This is a genomic window from Leptolyngbya sp. PCC 6406 (assembly GCF_000332095.2).
GTDB lineage: Bacteria > Cyanobacteriota > Cyanobacteriia > Phormidesmidales > Phormidesmidaceae > PCC-6406.
Genome location: NZ_KI913949.1, coordinates 4,425,731 through 4,441,792 on the forward strand (window position 1 = coordinate 4,425,731; position 16,062 = coordinate 4,441,792).

The following is a 16,062-nucleotide window of genomic DNA, read 5'->3' on the forward strand; positions in this document are numbered from 1 at the left end:
CTTCTCCCACAATCTCAAGAAAAACATGAAAAATTGATGTCTTTAACAGGAAAGCTGTGCATTATCCAATTCCGACTCCTCAGGTTGTACTCCTAACGCTTTCAACTGCTCCACCAGCGGTTCTGCTCGTGCTTGGGCAGTCTCAGCCGCTTCCTCCGGAGTTGGTACTTGCTCCCCTGAAGAATGAAAGTACCGCAGAGTCTCATCTTTTAGATCTATACATAGACTCAACATCTCACTCCATCGCCATCCGGCTTCATTAGAGGAGATCGCCTCATAGTGCTGACCAGCCAAGCAATAGCCCTCAAACTCCAGCGTCTCTGGAGAGAACCAGAAATACTCTGGAATTCTAAAGCGAACTTTCCATTTCTGGCTCATTGCTCTCTAGCTGGGTCGCATCTGGCATCAGGTCTGCCAATTGTTGAGCAGTCATGACCATAGCTCGTTCATCCTTCCTGCTAGTTACTCCTATTGTATGATCGGTCAAAGAAAGCAGAGTCCATTTCCCAAAAGGTTACAGATGGCAGGCGAGGCATGGGAGTCGATCATCCTCATCCTCCAAAACTTGGGCTAACACATCGGCTAGTTTTCGTGAGGGGTTCTGTTGCTGCTGCCGTGCCATTGACCGCTCATGCTCGGCAATGATCACATCTTTACGCTGGAGTAACTCCAACAAGGTTTCTCCCTCCGTCCAGGTGTAGGTGCGTCCATCCGCATGATTTTGTTCATACTCTATCGCCTCAGCAAATAGGTCAGGATGCTCTTGGGCCAGCATCACCCACTCATATTTACGCTGGAAGAAGCAAAAAAAGCATCCAGATCGGCTCCGCCAACGATAATAATCAGGCAGTCCAATACCACTTTCTTCTAATAAACGATAGATATCAGCTTTAACCAACCCATATTCTTTGAATGGAAATATAGGAGTAATATTAGACTTCTTAGAAATATAGCCGTCTCTATTTTCATCAGCCCGAATGCCGATATAGCTAATTGCCTCATCATCACCAATGAACTTTTCTAACGGAAGAATCTTCATTTGTTTCGTACACCAGCGCATATTAGGCGACGGCAGCGCCCCGCCGTACACATCTAACCAGTGATCAAAGCCTCTTTCAGCTTCTAGGCGCAAGATTTTTATGCCTAGTCTAACCTCAATTCTATCTAGATATTCCTCTGTTTCTGGCAATTCCTTATGGGTATCGCAGAAAAAATACTCGATATTAAGCTCAGGATATTTTTGACGCATTAAGACAGCTAAAGCCGTACTGTCTTTACCGCCAGAGAGACCCAAAATATGTCTAACAGGCTTACTCATATCGCACGTTTCCTAGCTTTAGGGGGGCTGACTAACTCTGAGCTGGGAGCAGAAAAAATCCGTTCGCTTAGTTTAGCGATAAATGCCTGATATAGCTTGATATCCCCTTGAAGTTCAGGAAGAGCTAGCGCTTTATCCACGGCTTGATTAAGCAAACTTTCCTTGTCGTCATCAACCCAAATGACCTGGTTCACCTCATGGCCATCTTGCTCAGTTATGGTTAACCTTTTAGCCGTAAAACCTTTCCCTTTTGCTTCAACTTCCTTTTGTAGAGCCTCTAAGCTCTTAAAACGTCGAATCAAATCACTAAGAGCTATCTCAAAACGGGTTATGTCCTCATCTGTCCAAGATTTTGGCGGCTTATCAGCCACGATCATCATCAAGGCTTCTAACCACTCTTGGTCGCCAGAACTTCCATCCACTGCCGCCAAGATAAACCGCTTCAGCACAGGCTCAATACATTTACCCAGCAAAAGCATTGCCTGCACCTGGAGATCTTCTCTTAAATTCACCTCCTGCCTGACCCCAAACGCCTCATAGAGCCTGGTCTTGCAGAAACTCAACAGCGCCTCATAGGCCGTTTGGATCTCATGCAGAGCCTGAACCAACTGCTTGCGAAATGCCTTAGCAACTGTTCCATCTCCCTCCGAGGTCGTCATTGGCTCAAAACCACAAGCCTGCGGGAGCGCCACAAACAGTAATTCATCTGGCTCTTGAGCTTGTTGTAATACTACTATCACCTGTCGGGCCTGATCGCTGATTCGCTGAGTATTGAGCGTATACTTCGGCAACTTACGTACAAAGCTAAACAGGGGCTTCGCCACCACCAACAGCGATGCATTGCGAACCCCGGTAGGGGTTTTAGCATTGGGCGACCTCAGAATGCTCTCTAGCTCCTGGAATACCTGAGAGCGTAGGCCCACCATCTCAAAGTATTTTACCGAGAAGCGAGTGGGATCCTTAACCAATAGCTCAAAATACTCTGGCCCCATTACCGGCACAAAAATGCCGTCTTTATAGAAGCCCACATCATCAACGTGATACAGCAGCACGGCGGCAAAGACCACCGGCACCATACCCGGCTTCACCCCATAGGGGGGCTGCTCTAGCTGGCGGTAGAGGTCATCTAAGGATCGCTGCTGCTGCTTAGCGCTCAGGCAAAAGCGTTCAATCGCCTCCCAAAGTGACCAAATCCCTGACTTCTCCTGGGGTGGATAAAAGCCCCACACCCCCTCTTCCTGACGGTGAATGCCCGTAGCCCCAAGGGCAGAATAGTACATGGACACCTCTGGCCCATAGCCCTCTAGCCCCAAACGAGGTTTGTCATCCCATTCCAGCATGGCTTCCAGCAGTACCCGGCGAGCCTTAGCCCCCTGAGAGGTGAGCACCCGGCGGTTAATCAACTCATTGTCGAGAACTGGGGTTTTTAGATAGACGCGATCGCATACCCCAGATAGCACCGACTGAAACGCCCTAGCACTGAGGATTGAGGTCTGTTGCCCCTCAACCCAGCCGCGATTTTCGCCATTTGCCCAGTCAAAGGTCTGCCGTACAGTCTCATCCAACAGCCGTTCCGCCTCAACTAGGCGCTGCTTAACTTCCCTTCGCGCCACACCGTCTTGGGTTAGCTCTGGGGCCGTCTTCCAAATCACCTGAAGCGCTTGCAGCTCACGGGCACGGATGACTAGTAAATCTAGCTGGGTAATTTCAACCACAATGAGCGGCTTACCATCGCGAGTAGTGGTTTGGCCACCTGCAAAGGGCACCCGGTCTAGCCAGTAGAGGATAGTGCCGTCATAGTCGGCAGAGCCGCACTCTAGTTCCCCTAGAGTCAGGCGGCTGTCGCCATAGCGCTGTTCAAAGTAGCGCAGGGTGCCCGTGGCCGAGTAGTGACGTTGGGCGACCAAGGGCTTGAGGGGATACGCCTGAGCCATCAGGTCAGCTAAGGGCGATCGCTCCTGCTCAAGATAGTTATAGATGGCAGCTTCCACATTGAAGTCTGACCCCTGCCACAGCCGCAGCTCCGACCGTTGCTTGCGGTAGGTGACCAAGCTGCGCTTCTGGAGATCTTTAATCACCCTATGCCAGCGCTTCCGCGCTTGATCGTGTGGGTCATCACAGAGGGCTAAGGCAACCAGCTCTGGAGTTGCTCGCAGATCCCCCGTGGTGGTGATTAAGTTTAGGATGCCAATGGTCTTGAGAATTTGGAGGGTTTGAGTATCGCGATCGCGGGCATCTTCAATCAAGCCCTGCACCTCAACCCACCGCTGGAGGTTGACGCGAGAAGACAGCCCCGTCACCGACTCCACAAAGTAATCATAGAGCTGATGCAGCTTCAACGTTGGGACAGGGTCATCCTCAACAATGGTTTTGGCCAGAAACTCCTGTAGACCGTAGGGCTCATCGCTAGTTAAAAACGTAAAGAGGGAGCGATCGTTCTGGGCGTAGCGGGTGCAGAGCAAGGGCAGCACTAGAGCCGCGATCGGGTGCAGGGGGTAGGCTGCCGCTAGCACCTCCCTGGAAACATCGTTCTCATTCAGTACCGGAGCCAACGCCTCAAACCAAGCACCGGCCTGATTGTGAATCGCACAAAGAATAGGATCAGCCTGGGACCTATCCATAGCTTGGCCAATCAGCCGGGTCATCTGACTGGGGGACTCGGTAAAGGCGATATCCTCAAAACGCCCCTGTATCTTGGCCCATTCGCTCTGTTCTACCGCCGCTAGGCGCTCACTGTAGCCCGCAAACGATTGATGCAGCAGTCCGATAAAATACACCTGATGATCGCCCGACAGCTCTAGTTCAGCGACTTGCTGAAGCAGGTAGAGATCATTCACCCCTTGGTTATGGGAGGCATATTCCAGTGTCTTCCCCAATTCATCTACCACCAAGAGCATCGGTGTCGCTGCTGCTTGCACGACTTCTTTGAGTAAAGAGAGCACCTGCTGATTATGGATGTTGGGCTCTCGGCTACTGAGTTCCACCTCCCAGTCGGTGATGTGAGGCCAAAAATCTGGTTGAGGCTGGTCACGCCAGAACCGTTGAGCCGTTAAGACTAAAGCCCTCGCCACCGTCCAACTCAGGGGTTCTCGCTGGCCCGTAGCCACCACCCGCAGCAGGCCCCCAGGGGGAATATGCGTGGTAATGGCTTGGAATTCTAGGCTATCTGAGGCAAATGCCTGATGGGCGATCGCTAGTGCTTCTTGTTTAACGGCAGTGCGATCGCCCGCCCCCAAAGCTGTGAGGTAGTGAGCAAAGGCCGACTTCCCTGTGCCATAGACCCCAGTAATCGTCCAGGCACGGTGGGCACGAGGATTGCTGAAAGCAGGCAAAATCCGCCGTAATGCCCCAGCAGCGATCTCCGTGGGCACATACCCCTGCACCGCATCGGGCTTATCAAGATCCCGCACCAGGTTAACCGAGCGGTAGTAGCGACGGTTCAGGCCGAAGTAGGAGGAAAGAGGTTTGGGGGTCATGCCGCTTTGCCCTGCTGCTCGTCGTAGTAGCTTTCTAGGATATCTAGCCCTAGCTGCCCAACACCGACCGACTCTACCGTAGGAAAGTTAAATTGCAGCTTGCCTGCCGCGTCCGCTAGGCTCAGCTCATTAAATAGATATCTCACTCGATCAATCCCATCGCAGATAGCCGCCTCGTTAAGCTTGAAGATCGCCCCAGGACTCCCAGGCTCGTAGAGCAGGTTACTAACGGGGATCGTGCGGGCGGTCGGATAGGTCTGATGGGCAAAAACCAAAGCTGCATAGACAATCACCTCCGCTGGCAGGTTTTGCTTTGGCCCCATACGAAAGGCATAGTGACGGGTATCGGCAGCCGGTTGAATCAGCCGCAGCTCGGTAAAGGGGCAATCTAGCGACTCTTCCCCAGCAGATGCCTTAGTGGGCTGCTCAGTATACATCCGCAGAATGCAGCTCACATCTTTTCTTAGGGATGAATCGGCAATGCGGGTGATGGTGCGGTCTCGATACTCCCCCAGGTCATGGAACAGGTCATCGTAGGTAAACTCCACCTGGTTGAAGCGGTTAAAGGCAAAGTCCCAGGCAGTTGCATAGCAGGGGGGCTGGAGCAACTGCCAGTGCAGTAGCCACAAAGAGGCAGGATCCTCCAGATAAGGATCCCATCCAGACCTCCCTAGCAGTGCTTTGCCAAACTCAGTCGGTTCATCATCTTGGAGCACCTTAAAAGCATTGCACCAGTAGCGTATGGAGCGCACCATATTTTTGCCCACCCCAAGCTGCACAGTGGCATCCTCCGCCAAAAAGATGGCGGTATTGCGGCAAGCCCCCTCAAATCCCTTCTTCAGCCAGCCAAATCGAGGATGAAACGTTTCATGGCGAGCAAAGACCGACACATGAGGCGATCTCTGCTCCTCTAAATCTGGCTGGGTTTGTTTAGACATAGCGGGGGCAACTAGGGGCTGTGGAAAGTCAAAGTTAGATTCCTGGCTATGGAGCGGTTACAGCCCCTAGCTTGATTCAGTAGGGCGGGCGTGGTCATGCCTACCCCGCAAGGGTTTCCGCGTTAAGCATCCACAGACCCTAGCACTTACGTACTAAATTATCGAGTAACGCCACCGAATTCAATCATCTAAGGGAAGCCATGACAGTACAGAGCTTCCTGGAAGCCAGCCTTGTAGGGTACATATTACCCGGTCATACCCTATATGTGGAGTCCGCCTAAAAACCTAACCGCTAATTGTAGTGGCCGTCTACTGCCGCTGTACTTTACCGTTATCTCAGCCCAAGCTGTACTCGGATTGCCAATTCTACAGCAGTCATTTCTTCAGAAGTTATTTCCCCTGCCTTCTTACTCATTCTTTGCTTAGAAACAGTTGTCAGTTGATCAGCCATTGCCTTCCCTCGACGACCTTGCAGAGTTACCATTGCTTCACTTGGGTACATTCGAGACACATTGCTAGTTATCGGCACAACCTGAACTCGGTTAAGATTACGGTTTGCAGCATTGTTGCTGACAATAACTGCGGGTCGCTCTTTCTTGATTTCGCCCCCGACTGACGGATCAAAATTAATCCACCACACTTCACCTCTGTTCATTTTTCACTGTCCCCAATCAGAGCCTCAGCCCACGCTAAAGCCTCTGTTTCGCGCTCTTGATCTTCAGCCATGAGCTTGTAGGCAGCATCTAGTTCATCCTTGACAACATAAGGGCGTAACAAATCTTCAATAAACTGACTAATAGCCCCCTTCCCGACCACTGCATACAAGCCGTCGTATACCTCTTCGTCAATACTGATTGTCAACTTCTTATGCATCACCTTCCCCTTTGTACGTACACGTACACGCATACGTAAAGCATATCACCTCTTTCAAGCACTGTTGGAGGCTTGGCATGACTACTTTGACGATTGGGGTCTTCCGGCTTTGCGCTGATAAGATAATCTTATGCCGTGCCGCAACTAAGTTTCAGCCGTTGATCGAGCAGCATTTTGTATCTTTTTGCACAATTCTCACCATAGATCCGGAAGAGCCGTAAATACATCAGTGAGCGCCTAGTAAGCAGTGAATGGGGTCAAAAAACAATCGAACAACTTGCAGTCTTTATACAATCTCAAGAACCTGGCATCAAGGGGTTTGAAAAGCGTAATCTGTATAGAATGCGCCAATTTTATGAAACCTATCCCAATTCTGAAATTGTGTCATCACTGCTGACACAATTAAGCTGGACTCACCATTCGATCCTTATTTCACGTTGCAAGACTGAAGCTGAGCGCCTTTTTTACCTTGAGCTTGCGGTCGCGGAGCGATACAGTACTCGTGAACTTGATCGTCAAATCAATAGTGGTATTTTTGAGCGTACTTGCCTTGCCGATACCAAACTCGCACAAGTCGTTCACCCTAAACCACTAACTGGAGTTTTTCGCGATAGTTACGTCCTGGATTTCCTTAACCTGCCTCCTAGCCACTCCGAAAACGACCTGAAAACTGCCCTCGTCTACTGCCTCAAAGACTTCATCCTCGAACTTGGACGGGACTTCACTTTTCTCGGACAAGAATATCGTCTCCAGGTTGGCAACAGCGACTTCTTCGTTGACCTACTCTTTTTCCACCGCGAACTTCAATGCCTTGTTGCTTTTGAACTCAAAGTCGATAAATTTAGACCCGAATACCTCGGGCAGCTAGAATTCTACCTTGAAGCCCTTGATCGCGACCTCAAGAAACCTCATGAAAATCCCAGCATCGGTGTTCTGCTTTGCCGCGACAAAGATGATGAAGTTGTTGAATACGCTCTCAGTCGCTCCGTAAGCCCTACTGTCGTTGCCGAGTACGAAATCAAGCTGATTCCCAAGGAAGTTCTACGAAGAAAACTGAATGAGTTCTACGAGTTAATTGTAGCTAAAGAGGAGCCGTGAATTCAAAATTTAATCGGTCTAGGATTCTGTCATCCGCCCCAAAAAACCGCTGCACCGGAACGATTCAGATTGTTGGTAACATCGTCCCCAATCAGAGCCTCAGCCCACGCTAAAGCCTCTGTTTCGCGCTCTTGATCTTCAGCCATGAGCTTGTAGGTAGCATCTAGTTAATCCTTTGTTAATCATTTAGGAGGCACTGTGAAAACGATTGGATTAATCGGAGGAATGAGTTGGGAGTCTTCGATTGAGTATTACCGCATCATTAATGAAGTCACCAAGAGCAAACTTGGGGGATTACACTCGGCTAAGAGCGTAATGTTTTCAGTGGACTTTGCAGAAATCGAGACTTTGCAACATCAAAATCGTTGGCAAGAAGCCGCAGATTTGATGGTTTTAGCCGCGCAAAGCATTGAAAAAGCAGGAGCAGATTTTGTAGTTCTCTGCACAAATACTATGCATAAGCTCGCAGACGAGATAGAGGCGAATATTCAAATTCCGTTTCTCCATATTGCGGATGCCACGGCTCAGAAGGTGCAGCCCAGCGGCATTTTAAAGGTAGGCTTGTTGGGCACTCGTTTTACAATGGAGGAGGATTTTTATCGCGGGCGACTAGTGGAGAAACATGGGCTAGAGGTGCTGATTCCAAGTGACGAAGAGCGAGAGGTCGTGCATCAAGTCATTTATATCGCATCTAAATTTATATCGCTTATGCAACAACGCCTAGGTAAAGGTTAGCTGGGTTTGGAGAGCACTCAACACTCAACTAGGGGATAATTAAGGTAGCTCAGAGCAACAGCCTAGCCATCTGGGCCAACTACGGTGCAATCCCAATCCCGCTTCATGAAGGCGATCTTTGCGATCGCTAGGGAGATAGCCATGGCCCAGATCGATAGTTTGTCCAATTCTTCCAGCCAGAAGCAAGTACAGCAGCGGCAACTGGCCGAAATTGAAACCATCTACCAGTCGGCCCCCATTGGTCTGGGGGTGCTGGATTGTGAGCTGCGCTTTGTGCGGGTCAACCAGCGGCTGGCGGAAATGAATGGGTTATCGGTCGAAGCCCACCTGGGCCATACTGTCTTCGAGCTATTGCCCAATTTGGCCGACCAAGCCGAAGCCATGCTGCGCCCCATTCTCGAAACGGGCGAACCGCTGCTCAAGGTTGAGGTTAGGGGCGAGACCCCAGCCCAGCCCGGTGTGCAGCGGGCCTGGGTCGAGAGTTTTTGGCCCCTGAAGGACGGCGATCGCATCATCGGCATCAGCATTGTGTGCGAAGAGGTGACCGATCGCAAACGCATTGAGGCCGAGCGCCAGCAGGCCCTAAACGACCTGCAACAAGCTAAAGTCGAGCTGGAGCAGCGGGTGGCTGAGCGCACCGCCGAACTTTCTGAGATCAACGCCGATCTGCGTCAGCGCAAATCGATTCTGCGCAGCCTGTTCGACAGTGCCGCCATGCCCATGGGTGTTGTCGAACTCTGTGACGGCGATATTCTGCATATTTCTGACAACGGGGCTGCCGCCTCATTTTTGGGCATCTCCCCCCAGGCAATGCAAAATCGGTTTGCCAGTGATTTGGGAGTCTCTAGAGACACCATTGAGCGCTGGATCACCTACTACCGCGAAGCAGAACGCACCCAAGCTCCTGTGCGGTTTGAATATTACCAAGACAATTCTCCCGCCCAGGGATGCTGGCTAGCGGGCAGCGTATGCCCCATTGTGGGCAGCCCCAGCGGGCATCCTCGGTTTTCGTACATTCTGGAAGACATTACCGAGCGCAAGCAGGCCGAAGAGACCCTGGCGCGCCGCGAAGAACAACTGCGACTCACCCTCGAATTTACCCACATCGGCACCTGGGACTGGGACGTGCGGCAGAATACTGTGGTCTGGAATGACAATCACTTTACGCTGCTGGGTCTAGACCCCAACAGCACCGATGACCCCTACCAGAGCTGGCGCAGCGCGATTCACCCCGACGATTTAGACCGGGTTGAGCAGGCTCTGCAAGACGCCCTGCACCAGCACACCGATTACGAAACCGAGTACCGGGTGTTTTATCCTGATGGCACCCTGCGGTGGCTGGTAGGGCGGGGGCGGGGTATGTATGACGCTGACCAGCAGCCGATTCGTATGCTGGGGGTGGTGCTCGACATTAGCGATCGCAAACGGGCTGAGCAAATTCAAGAATTTCAGGCGGTGATCACCCGCAACATGGCCGAGGGCATCTGTGTGGTCAGAGCCGACAACGCCATGATTGCCTACGCCAACCGCAAGTTTGAACAGATGTTTGGCTACGACCCCGGTGAGCTAGAAGGGCGGCATGTGTCGATCGTCAACTATGCCAACGATGAGGCCGGAGCCGAAGCGGTGAATCAGGCCATTCGTCAGGCGGTTCTAGAAAACCTAGAAGCCACCTACGAAGTGCACAATGTCAAAAAAGACGGCACGCCCTTTTGGTGTAGCGCGACTACTTCAATATTTGAACATCCTGAATATGGCAGTGTACTGGTGGCGGTGCAGCAGGACATTAGCGATCGCAAAGAATTCCAAGAAAAGCTCCAGACATCTCTGAAAGAAAAAGAACTGTTGCTCAAGGAAATTTATCACCGAGTCAAAAACAACATGCAAGTGGTCTGTAGCCTGCTCAACCTCCAGGCTCGCAAAGTGTCTGACCCGGTGGCTCTCTCGGTACTGCGCGATAGCCAAAGCCGGATCAGAGCCATGGCCTTGATACACGAAAAGCTCTACAAATCGCCAGATCTCACCCGCATCGATCTGGCCGACTATATCCACGGTTTGGCCTACAGTCTGCTTGAGACCTACCACGCTAGCGGCAATCACATTGCCCTGCGGCTAGAGATTGAGCCCTATAGTTTAGACATCGAAACAGCCCTGCCCTGCGGCCTGATTCTCACTGAGCTGATGTCAAATTCTCTCAAGTACGCCTTCCCAAAAGGCAGGGCAGGCGAAATTACTATCATGGCTTCCCTCAGACCCGACCACCAAGTTTTGCTGCGGGTGGGAGACAATGGTATTGGTCTGCCCGATGACCTTAATCTGGCGCGTGTGTCCTCCTTGGGCCTAAGCCTAGTGCGAAATCTGACCAAACAGATTAGGGGAGAGGTTGCGATTGTGCCCCAGGCCGTCGGCTCTGCCTTTCAAATCGTGTTTCCGGCGTAGGAACCTATGGAGAAGAAGACCATTTTGGTCGTCGAAGACGAAGTCGTGATCGCCATGGATATACAGGCGACGCTGGTTGATATGGGTTATGAGGTGCCTGAGATCATCACCTCCGGCGAGGCGGCAATTCAAACCGCCCTAGAGCTGTACCCCGACCTTGTCTTGATGGATATTCACCTCAATGACACCGTAGATGGCATTACCGCCGCCGCCACCATCACTGAAGCCCTAGATATTCCGGTGATTTATTTAACCGCCTACGCCGATGAAGAAACCCTCCGGCGGGCTAGCCTGACCACACCCTTTGGCTACATTCTCAAACCCTTTGAGGCCAGAGAACTGCGTGCCAATATCGAGATTACCTTCTACAAACACAGTCTCGAAAAAACCATTAAAGAACATCGCCAGTGGCTACTGGCTGTCTTGAACAGCATTAGCGAAGGGGTTGCCGCCAGCGATCCCAGGGGCCTGATTAAGTTTATGAATCCGGTAGCCGAAACCCTGACCGGCTGGTCTCAAGCTGAGGCCATTGGGCGATCCCCCGTAGAAGTCTTTCACTTTCTAGATGAGGTGACGCGCAATCTAATCGACAATCCCCTGCTGAAGTCGCTACACGAAAACCATACGGTATATCTACCTGAGAACGCGCTGCTGCTTACCAAGCATGGGGATGAAATTCCGGTCGCCGACAGCGCCGCCCCCATCTACAACGACCGAGGCCGACTAGAGGGGGCTGTAATGGTGGTGCGCGACAGCACCGAACAGCGGCGCATGGAGGCTCAGTTAGAACACAACGCCCTGCACGATCCCCTAACCCAACTGCCCAATCGCGCCCTGTTTCTAAATCGCCTACAGCAGGCCGTCGATCGAGCGCAGCGATCGCCTGAGTTTGGCTTTGCCCTGATGCTGCTTGATCTCGATCGCTTCAAAAGTATTAACGACACCCTGGGACACCTAGTTGGCGATCAGTTATTGATGGCGATTGCTCCTAGATTGCAGACCCAGCTGCGCAGCATCGATACCGTAGCCCGCTTTGGCGGCGATGAATTTGCCGTACTGCTAGAAGACATTACCGATGTGGCCTTCGTCTGTCGCACCGCCAAGCGCATCTTAAGCGAACTCAGACCCCCCTTCTTAATCGGCCACCACGAACTGTTGATCACCGCCAGCATTGGCATCGTGCTGAGTTCAATTCCCTACGAGCAGATCACCGATCTCCTGCGCGATGCCGATATTGCCATGTATCGGGCCAAGGCGCGGGGGCGCGGTAACTACGAGCTCTTCGACACGCTCATGCATGGTCTGACCATTGAACTCATGCAGCGAGAGTATGCCCTGAGTAGTGCGATCGCCCATGACGAACTTGTGGTGCATTACCAGCCCATCGTTTCTTTGGTCACCCACGAGGTCACCAGCCTAGAAGCCCTGGTGCGCTGGCAAAAGCCCGACGAGGCGCTGATGTATCCAGACCAGTTCATTGCTCTAGCGGAAGATATGGGCCTTATCACCACCCTTGATCAGTGGGTGATTAGGGAAGCCTGCCAGCAGCTACAAGTCTGGCAGCAGTTGGGAGTCGGGGCCTGGGTCTTAGCCGATGACCCCTTGGTCAGACGAGCCAACAGCACCGACCCAACCCCAACCTTGTCGATCCCAACCCTGTCGATCAATGTCAACCTATCTAGCAACCACTTTACCCAAAAGAATCTAGTAGAGACCTTCGCCAGCATTCTGCAAGACACCGGCCTCAGCGGTCACCATTTGAAGCTAGAAATTACCGAGAGCGTATTTATTGAAAATGCTAAAGAAGCGGCAGCTATGCTCAAGCAGCTCAAGGAGCTCAACGTGCAAATTTGCTTGGATGATTTTGGCACCGGCTATTCGTCGTTCAGCTATCTACATCAATTCCCCATTGATATTGTCAAAATCGATCGCTCCTTTGTCCAAGGCATCGGCACTGATGCTGGAAAACTCGCCATTGTGCGGGCTATGGTAGGACTCTGCCATACCCTGGGCATGGCGGTGACCGCCGAGGGCATCGAAACCCCTCAGCAGCGAGATATTCTGCAAGATTTGGGCTGTGAGTATGGTCAAGGCCACCTGTTTGCCAGGGCCACCGATGGGGCTACCATAGCGCTCAAGCTGAAGACTGCCAACCGACGGAGGGCCGGGGAGTCTGGGGGCCGATGAAACCTTCTTTGGGTTGCCCAACCTGGCTCGGCTTAAGTTGATGCCCGATTTCTAGATAGGGTTTAGCCCACGGTGGCTGCGGCCCGAAATAGGAGGGAGTGGCGGTACACCAGGGCTGACAGATTGTCGTCATAGCCGCCGCCAATGACGCAGGCCACGGGATACCCAGCCTGGATACAGGTTTTGAGCACCCAGCGATCGCGCTCATAGAGGCCCGTATTGGTCATGGCCAGCTTGCCGAGGCGATCGCCCTGGTGGGTATCGACGCCAGCGTCATAGAGAACGAGATCGGGGCGCACCTGACTGAGCAGATCCGGTAGATGGGTCTGGAGCTGGCGTAGATAGTCCTCGTCCCCTAAGCCCTCCGGTAGGGGCACATCGCGATCGCTGATTTGCTTGAGCCGAGGAAAGTTCACCGCGCAGTGCATCGAAAAGGTCACGACACGGGGATCATCCCGAAAAATCCAAGCAGTCCCATCCCCTTGGTGCACATCTAGGTCCACGATCAAGATGCGCTGCACCAAGTTTTGATCTAAGAGAATGCGGGCTGCGATCGCAAGATCGTTGAAAATACAAAATCCTGCCCCATGGTCGGGGAAGGCATGATGGGTACCTCCCGCCGTATTGCAGGCCAGACCGTAGTTCAGAGCCAGCTTTGCCGTTAAGATCGTCCCCCCCACCGCCGTACAGGTGCGGCGCACCAAGTTGGGGCTCCAGGGCAGACCAATGCGTCGCTGGGCCTGGGAATCCAGGGTGCCCTGACAATAGGCTGTCACATAGGCGGGGGTATGGACCCGTTGGAGCCAATCTGCCAGAGGCGCACCAGGTTGGTAGATCTGGTCTACCCCCACGACACCATCCCGCAGCAACAGATCCCGCAACAGCCCAAATTTAGGCATGGGAAACCGATGCCCTTGGGGCAGAGGAGCCACATAGTCAGGATGGTAGACAACGCAGAAAGAGGGCAATTCAGGGCCAGAGCGCAGAAGGCTAGAGGAACGAAGACAGGGATCGCCGTTGGCGCACATCTACTGTATTCACCAAGCTACCCTCAGGCCAATCCACCGGGGTTGTGGCATGGGGTGGTACTACCGTCGCCTCTGTTGTCGTCGCTGTCATCGCTGTCGTCGCTGCGGTAGAGGCCGGGGTAGGATTAGCCCGAGAAGCGCTGGAGGCCGTAATCGGATTCCTCAGGGGTGGGTTTGGGGAACGGAGAGCGGTGAAGGCGTTATAGGGCTCTAGCCGTTTGGGAGGGGCCTTGGTAGCGGCTACAGGAGCTGGTCTAGCAGGGGGCGGCTCAACTGGGCGGCGGCGGGGTTTGGAGCGAGCTCGGGGTGGTGCTTGTACCTGCTGAGAGATTACAAAGCAGCCTCCAGCACAGAGCACCACGAGGGCGGCAATGGACCAGCCCGATAGCCCAGGGTCTTCCGCCACGGAGGTGTTTATCGTGGAATTTTCCGTCCCTAGCTCAGGACTGTCGGCCAGATTGGGGCTGGTTTCCGCCCCTGAAGTAGCGGTGCGCCCTTGGGCAGGGGCGGGGGCTGAAGAGGGAGCAGGTTGGGATCCGGTGTAGACCAGACGGTTGTAGGCCACCAGGGCGATCGCCATCAAGAGTATCCACATGCCCCCCAGCACCAGCAGGGGACGGTAGGCCGCGAGGCGCAGCCAAAATTGCCGATGTTGAAAGAGGGCAGGGGAAACCGGATCCAAGGCTGGGTGGGGAACAGCACTGGTGCGGCTGGCGGAGGAAGACTCTGGAGGCTGGCCTGTCATGGGAAAATCCGGCGAGCGTTATGGCACATTTTAGGATTTCACCCGCTGCTGCGCCAGTCAGCATGGTTCTGCTCCTAGCGTACCGCTAGATCCTCAATATAGTCGCCGGGATTACGGGCCACCCAACCTAGCTCTGAATTGGTGCGGACCTCAAGGTAGAGATAGGCGGTGTCGGGGATATCAGGATTGGGGAGCACTTGGGCGATGGTTTGCCCCTTGGTCACGGTGTCTCCCACCTGGACTTGAATCGCGGTCACCCCACCGTAGCGAGTCTGGATGCCTTGGGCATGGTTCACCACGACCAGGGTGCCCAGGGTGTCATGATCCCCGGCAAAGGCTACGGTTCCTGGCCCTACGACGAGGACGGGGGCTTCCGGATCTGTAGCTAGGGTAATACCGCTGTTAAACACGAGGCGATCTTCGGTGGGGTGGGGCTGCCAGCCGAAACTGGTGACGATGGGTGCGATCGCACCTAAGGGATAGCCCCCTAAGGGATTGCCTCCTAAGGCATTACCCCCCGATTCTGGACGCGGGGTGTGCTCCACCCCCGGAAACCAGTTCACTCCAGGAACAAAGATACGCCGGGGGGGCGTTAAGGGACAGCCATTGATTTCAAACAGAACATCCGCCCGCACCTGATAGGTCGCAGCCAGATCAGCCCAACTGCTGCCAGCGGGAACAATCACCTCAATGCCGTTAAAGGGGGGCACCCGCAGCACCTGCCCCGGCCTAACGGTGCCGCTTTCTAGGGGTAGATTCATGCCAATCAATGTCGCCGCCAGCAGGTTATACCGGGCCGCGATCGCGTCTAGGGTTTCCCCCGTCGCCACCCGATGGGTCTGCACCCGCTCCAGCGCAGGCACTGGACACAGATCCGTCACCGCCTCCTGAGCCATCGCCGCCATCGGTCCCAAGGCTATTCCCCCCCAAAAGAGGAGGGTTAAAATATGCGATCGCGCCCTAGTCATAGCCAAAGGTCATGCCCTAAAGATGTTCCATACCCGTTCCCCAACCTGTCACCCCCTGCATTGGTCACGGAATTGGGCGCGGAAACCGCGCCCCTACGGTGATCACCCCCCAATACCCCAATACCGATCACCCGGCGACAAGGGCAACCATCCTTCGGCTCCGCTCAGGACAGGCAAGGGATTGCCCCTACGGGATTTACCCCAACACCCCAACACCCACACCCTCCCCACCCCCGGCATCATCGCCAACGCCCTAG

14 protein-coding genes are annotated in these 16,062 nt (G+C 53.5%); 5 read left to right on the top strand and 9 right to left on the bottom strand.

What is annotated here, in order from left to right:
• Positions 1 to 42: 42 nt before the first annotated feature.
• From LEP6406_RS28935 to LEP6406_RS0219710, 6 genes are all read right to left on the bottom strand, one after another.
• Positions 43 to 378, bottom strand: coding sequence for a hypothetical protein (locus tag LEP6406_RS28935; protein WP_008318374.1), 336 nt, complete (start codon positions 376 to 378; stop codon positions 43 to 45).
• Positions 379 to 514: 136 nt separating this feature from the next.
• The gene (locus tag LEP6406_RS0219690) at positions 515 to 1,318 is read right to left on the bottom strand and encodes a phosphoadenosine phosphosulfate reductase family protein (RefSeq protein WP_008318370.1); all 804 of its coding nucleotides are present in this window, start codon (positions 1,316 to 1,318) and stop codon (positions 515 to 517) included.
• Entirely contained in the window at positions 1,315 to 4,794 is a 3,480-nt protein-coding gene (locus LEP6406_RS0219695; protein ID WP_008318369.1) for a hypothetical protein, read from the bottom strand. The genes LEP6406_RS0219690 and LEP6406_RS0219695 overlap by 4 nt, the downstream gene beginning before the upstream one ends.
• A complete protein-coding gene (locus LEP6406_RS0219700; protein WP_008318368.1) occupies positions 4,791 to 5,732 on the bottom strand; it encodes a DUF4007 family protein in 942 nt (313 codons plus the stop codon). Before LEP6406_RS0219700 ends, LEP6406_RS0219695 begins: the two co-directional genes overlap by 4 nt.
• A gap of 331 nt (positions 5,733 to 6,063) precedes the next feature.
• A complete protein-coding gene (locus LEP6406_RS0219705) occupies positions 6,064 to 6,387 on the bottom strand; it encodes a type II toxin-antitoxin system PemK/MazF family toxin (protein ID WP_008318367.1) in 324 nt (107 codons plus the stop codon).
• The gene (locus LEP6406_RS0219710) at positions 6,384 to 6,605 is read right to left on the bottom strand and encodes a hypothetical protein (RefSeq protein ID WP_008318365.1); all 222 of its coding nucleotides are present in this window, start codon (positions 6,603 to 6,605) and stop codon (positions 6,384 to 6,386) included. The genes LEP6406_RS0219705 and LEP6406_RS0219710 overlap by 4 nt, the downstream gene beginning before the upstream one ends.
• A 225-nt stretch (positions 6,606 to 6,830) precedes the next feature.
• Between LEP6406_RS0219710 and LEP6406_RS28940 the strand changes: the two genes are divergently transcribed.
• From LEP6406_RS28940 to LEP6406_RS28960, 4 genes are all read left to right on the top strand, one after another.
• Entirely contained in the window at positions 6,831 to 7,703 is an 873-nt protein-coding gene (locus LEP6406_RS28940; RefSeq protein ID WP_225886704.1) for a PDDEXK nuclease domain-containing protein, read from the top strand.
• Between the two features lie 198 nt (positions 7,704 to 7,901).
• A complete protein-coding gene (locus LEP6406_RS28950) occupies positions 7,902 to 8,438 on the top strand; it encodes an aspartate/glutamate racemase family protein (RefSeq protein WP_008318357.1) in 537 nt (178 codons plus the stop codon).
• A gap of 84 nt (positions 8,439 to 8,522) precedes the next feature.
• Complete coding sequence (locus LEP6406_RS30540; RefSeq protein WP_225886580.1) at positions 8,523 to 10,877, top strand: PAS domain S-box protein; 2,355 nt, start codon at positions 8,523 to 8,525, stop codon at positions 10,875 to 10,877.
• A 6-nt stretch (positions 10,878 to 10,883) separates the two neighbouring features.
• Positions 10,884 to 13,064, top strand: a complete 2,181-nt coding sequence (locus LEP6406_RS28960) for an EAL domain-containing response regulator (protein ID WP_008318354.1) — start codon at positions 10,884 to 10,886, stop codon at positions 13,062 to 13,064.
• Positions 13,065 to 13,126: 62 nt separating this feature from the next.
• On the opposite strand, the gene LEP6406_RS0219740 is transcribed toward LEP6406_RS28960, so the two are convergent.
• The 3 genes from LEP6406_RS0219740 to LEP6406_RS0219750 all read right to left on the bottom strand — a co-directional run bounded on the left by LEP6406_RS0219740 (position 13,127) and on the right by LEP6406_RS0219750 (position 15,805).
• Positions 13,127 to 13,963, bottom strand: coding sequence for a histone deacetylase family protein (locus LEP6406_RS0219740; RefSeq protein ID WP_008318352.1), 837 nt, complete (start codon positions 13,961 to 13,963; stop codon positions 13,127 to 13,129).
• A gap of 91 nt (positions 13,964 to 14,054) precedes the next feature.
• A complete protein-coding gene (locus LEP6406_RS0219745; protein ID WP_008318351.1) occupies positions 14,055 to 14,837 on the bottom strand; it encodes a hypothetical protein in 783 nt (260 codons plus the stop codon).
• Positions 14,838 to 14,911: 74 nt separating this feature from the next.
• Positions 14,912 to 15,805, bottom strand: coding sequence for a M23 family metallopeptidase (locus LEP6406_RS0219750; RefSeq protein WP_008318349.1), 894 nt, complete (start codon positions 15,803 to 15,805; stop codon positions 14,912 to 14,914).
• Between the two features lie 22 nt (positions 15,806 to 15,827).
• On the opposite strand from LEP6406_RS0219750, the gene LEP6406_RS34445 reads away from it, so the two are divergent.
• On the top strand, positions 15,828 to 16,062 hold a 235-nt coding region (locus LEP6406_RS34445; protein ID WP_225886582.1), incomplete at its 3' end, for a hypothetical protein.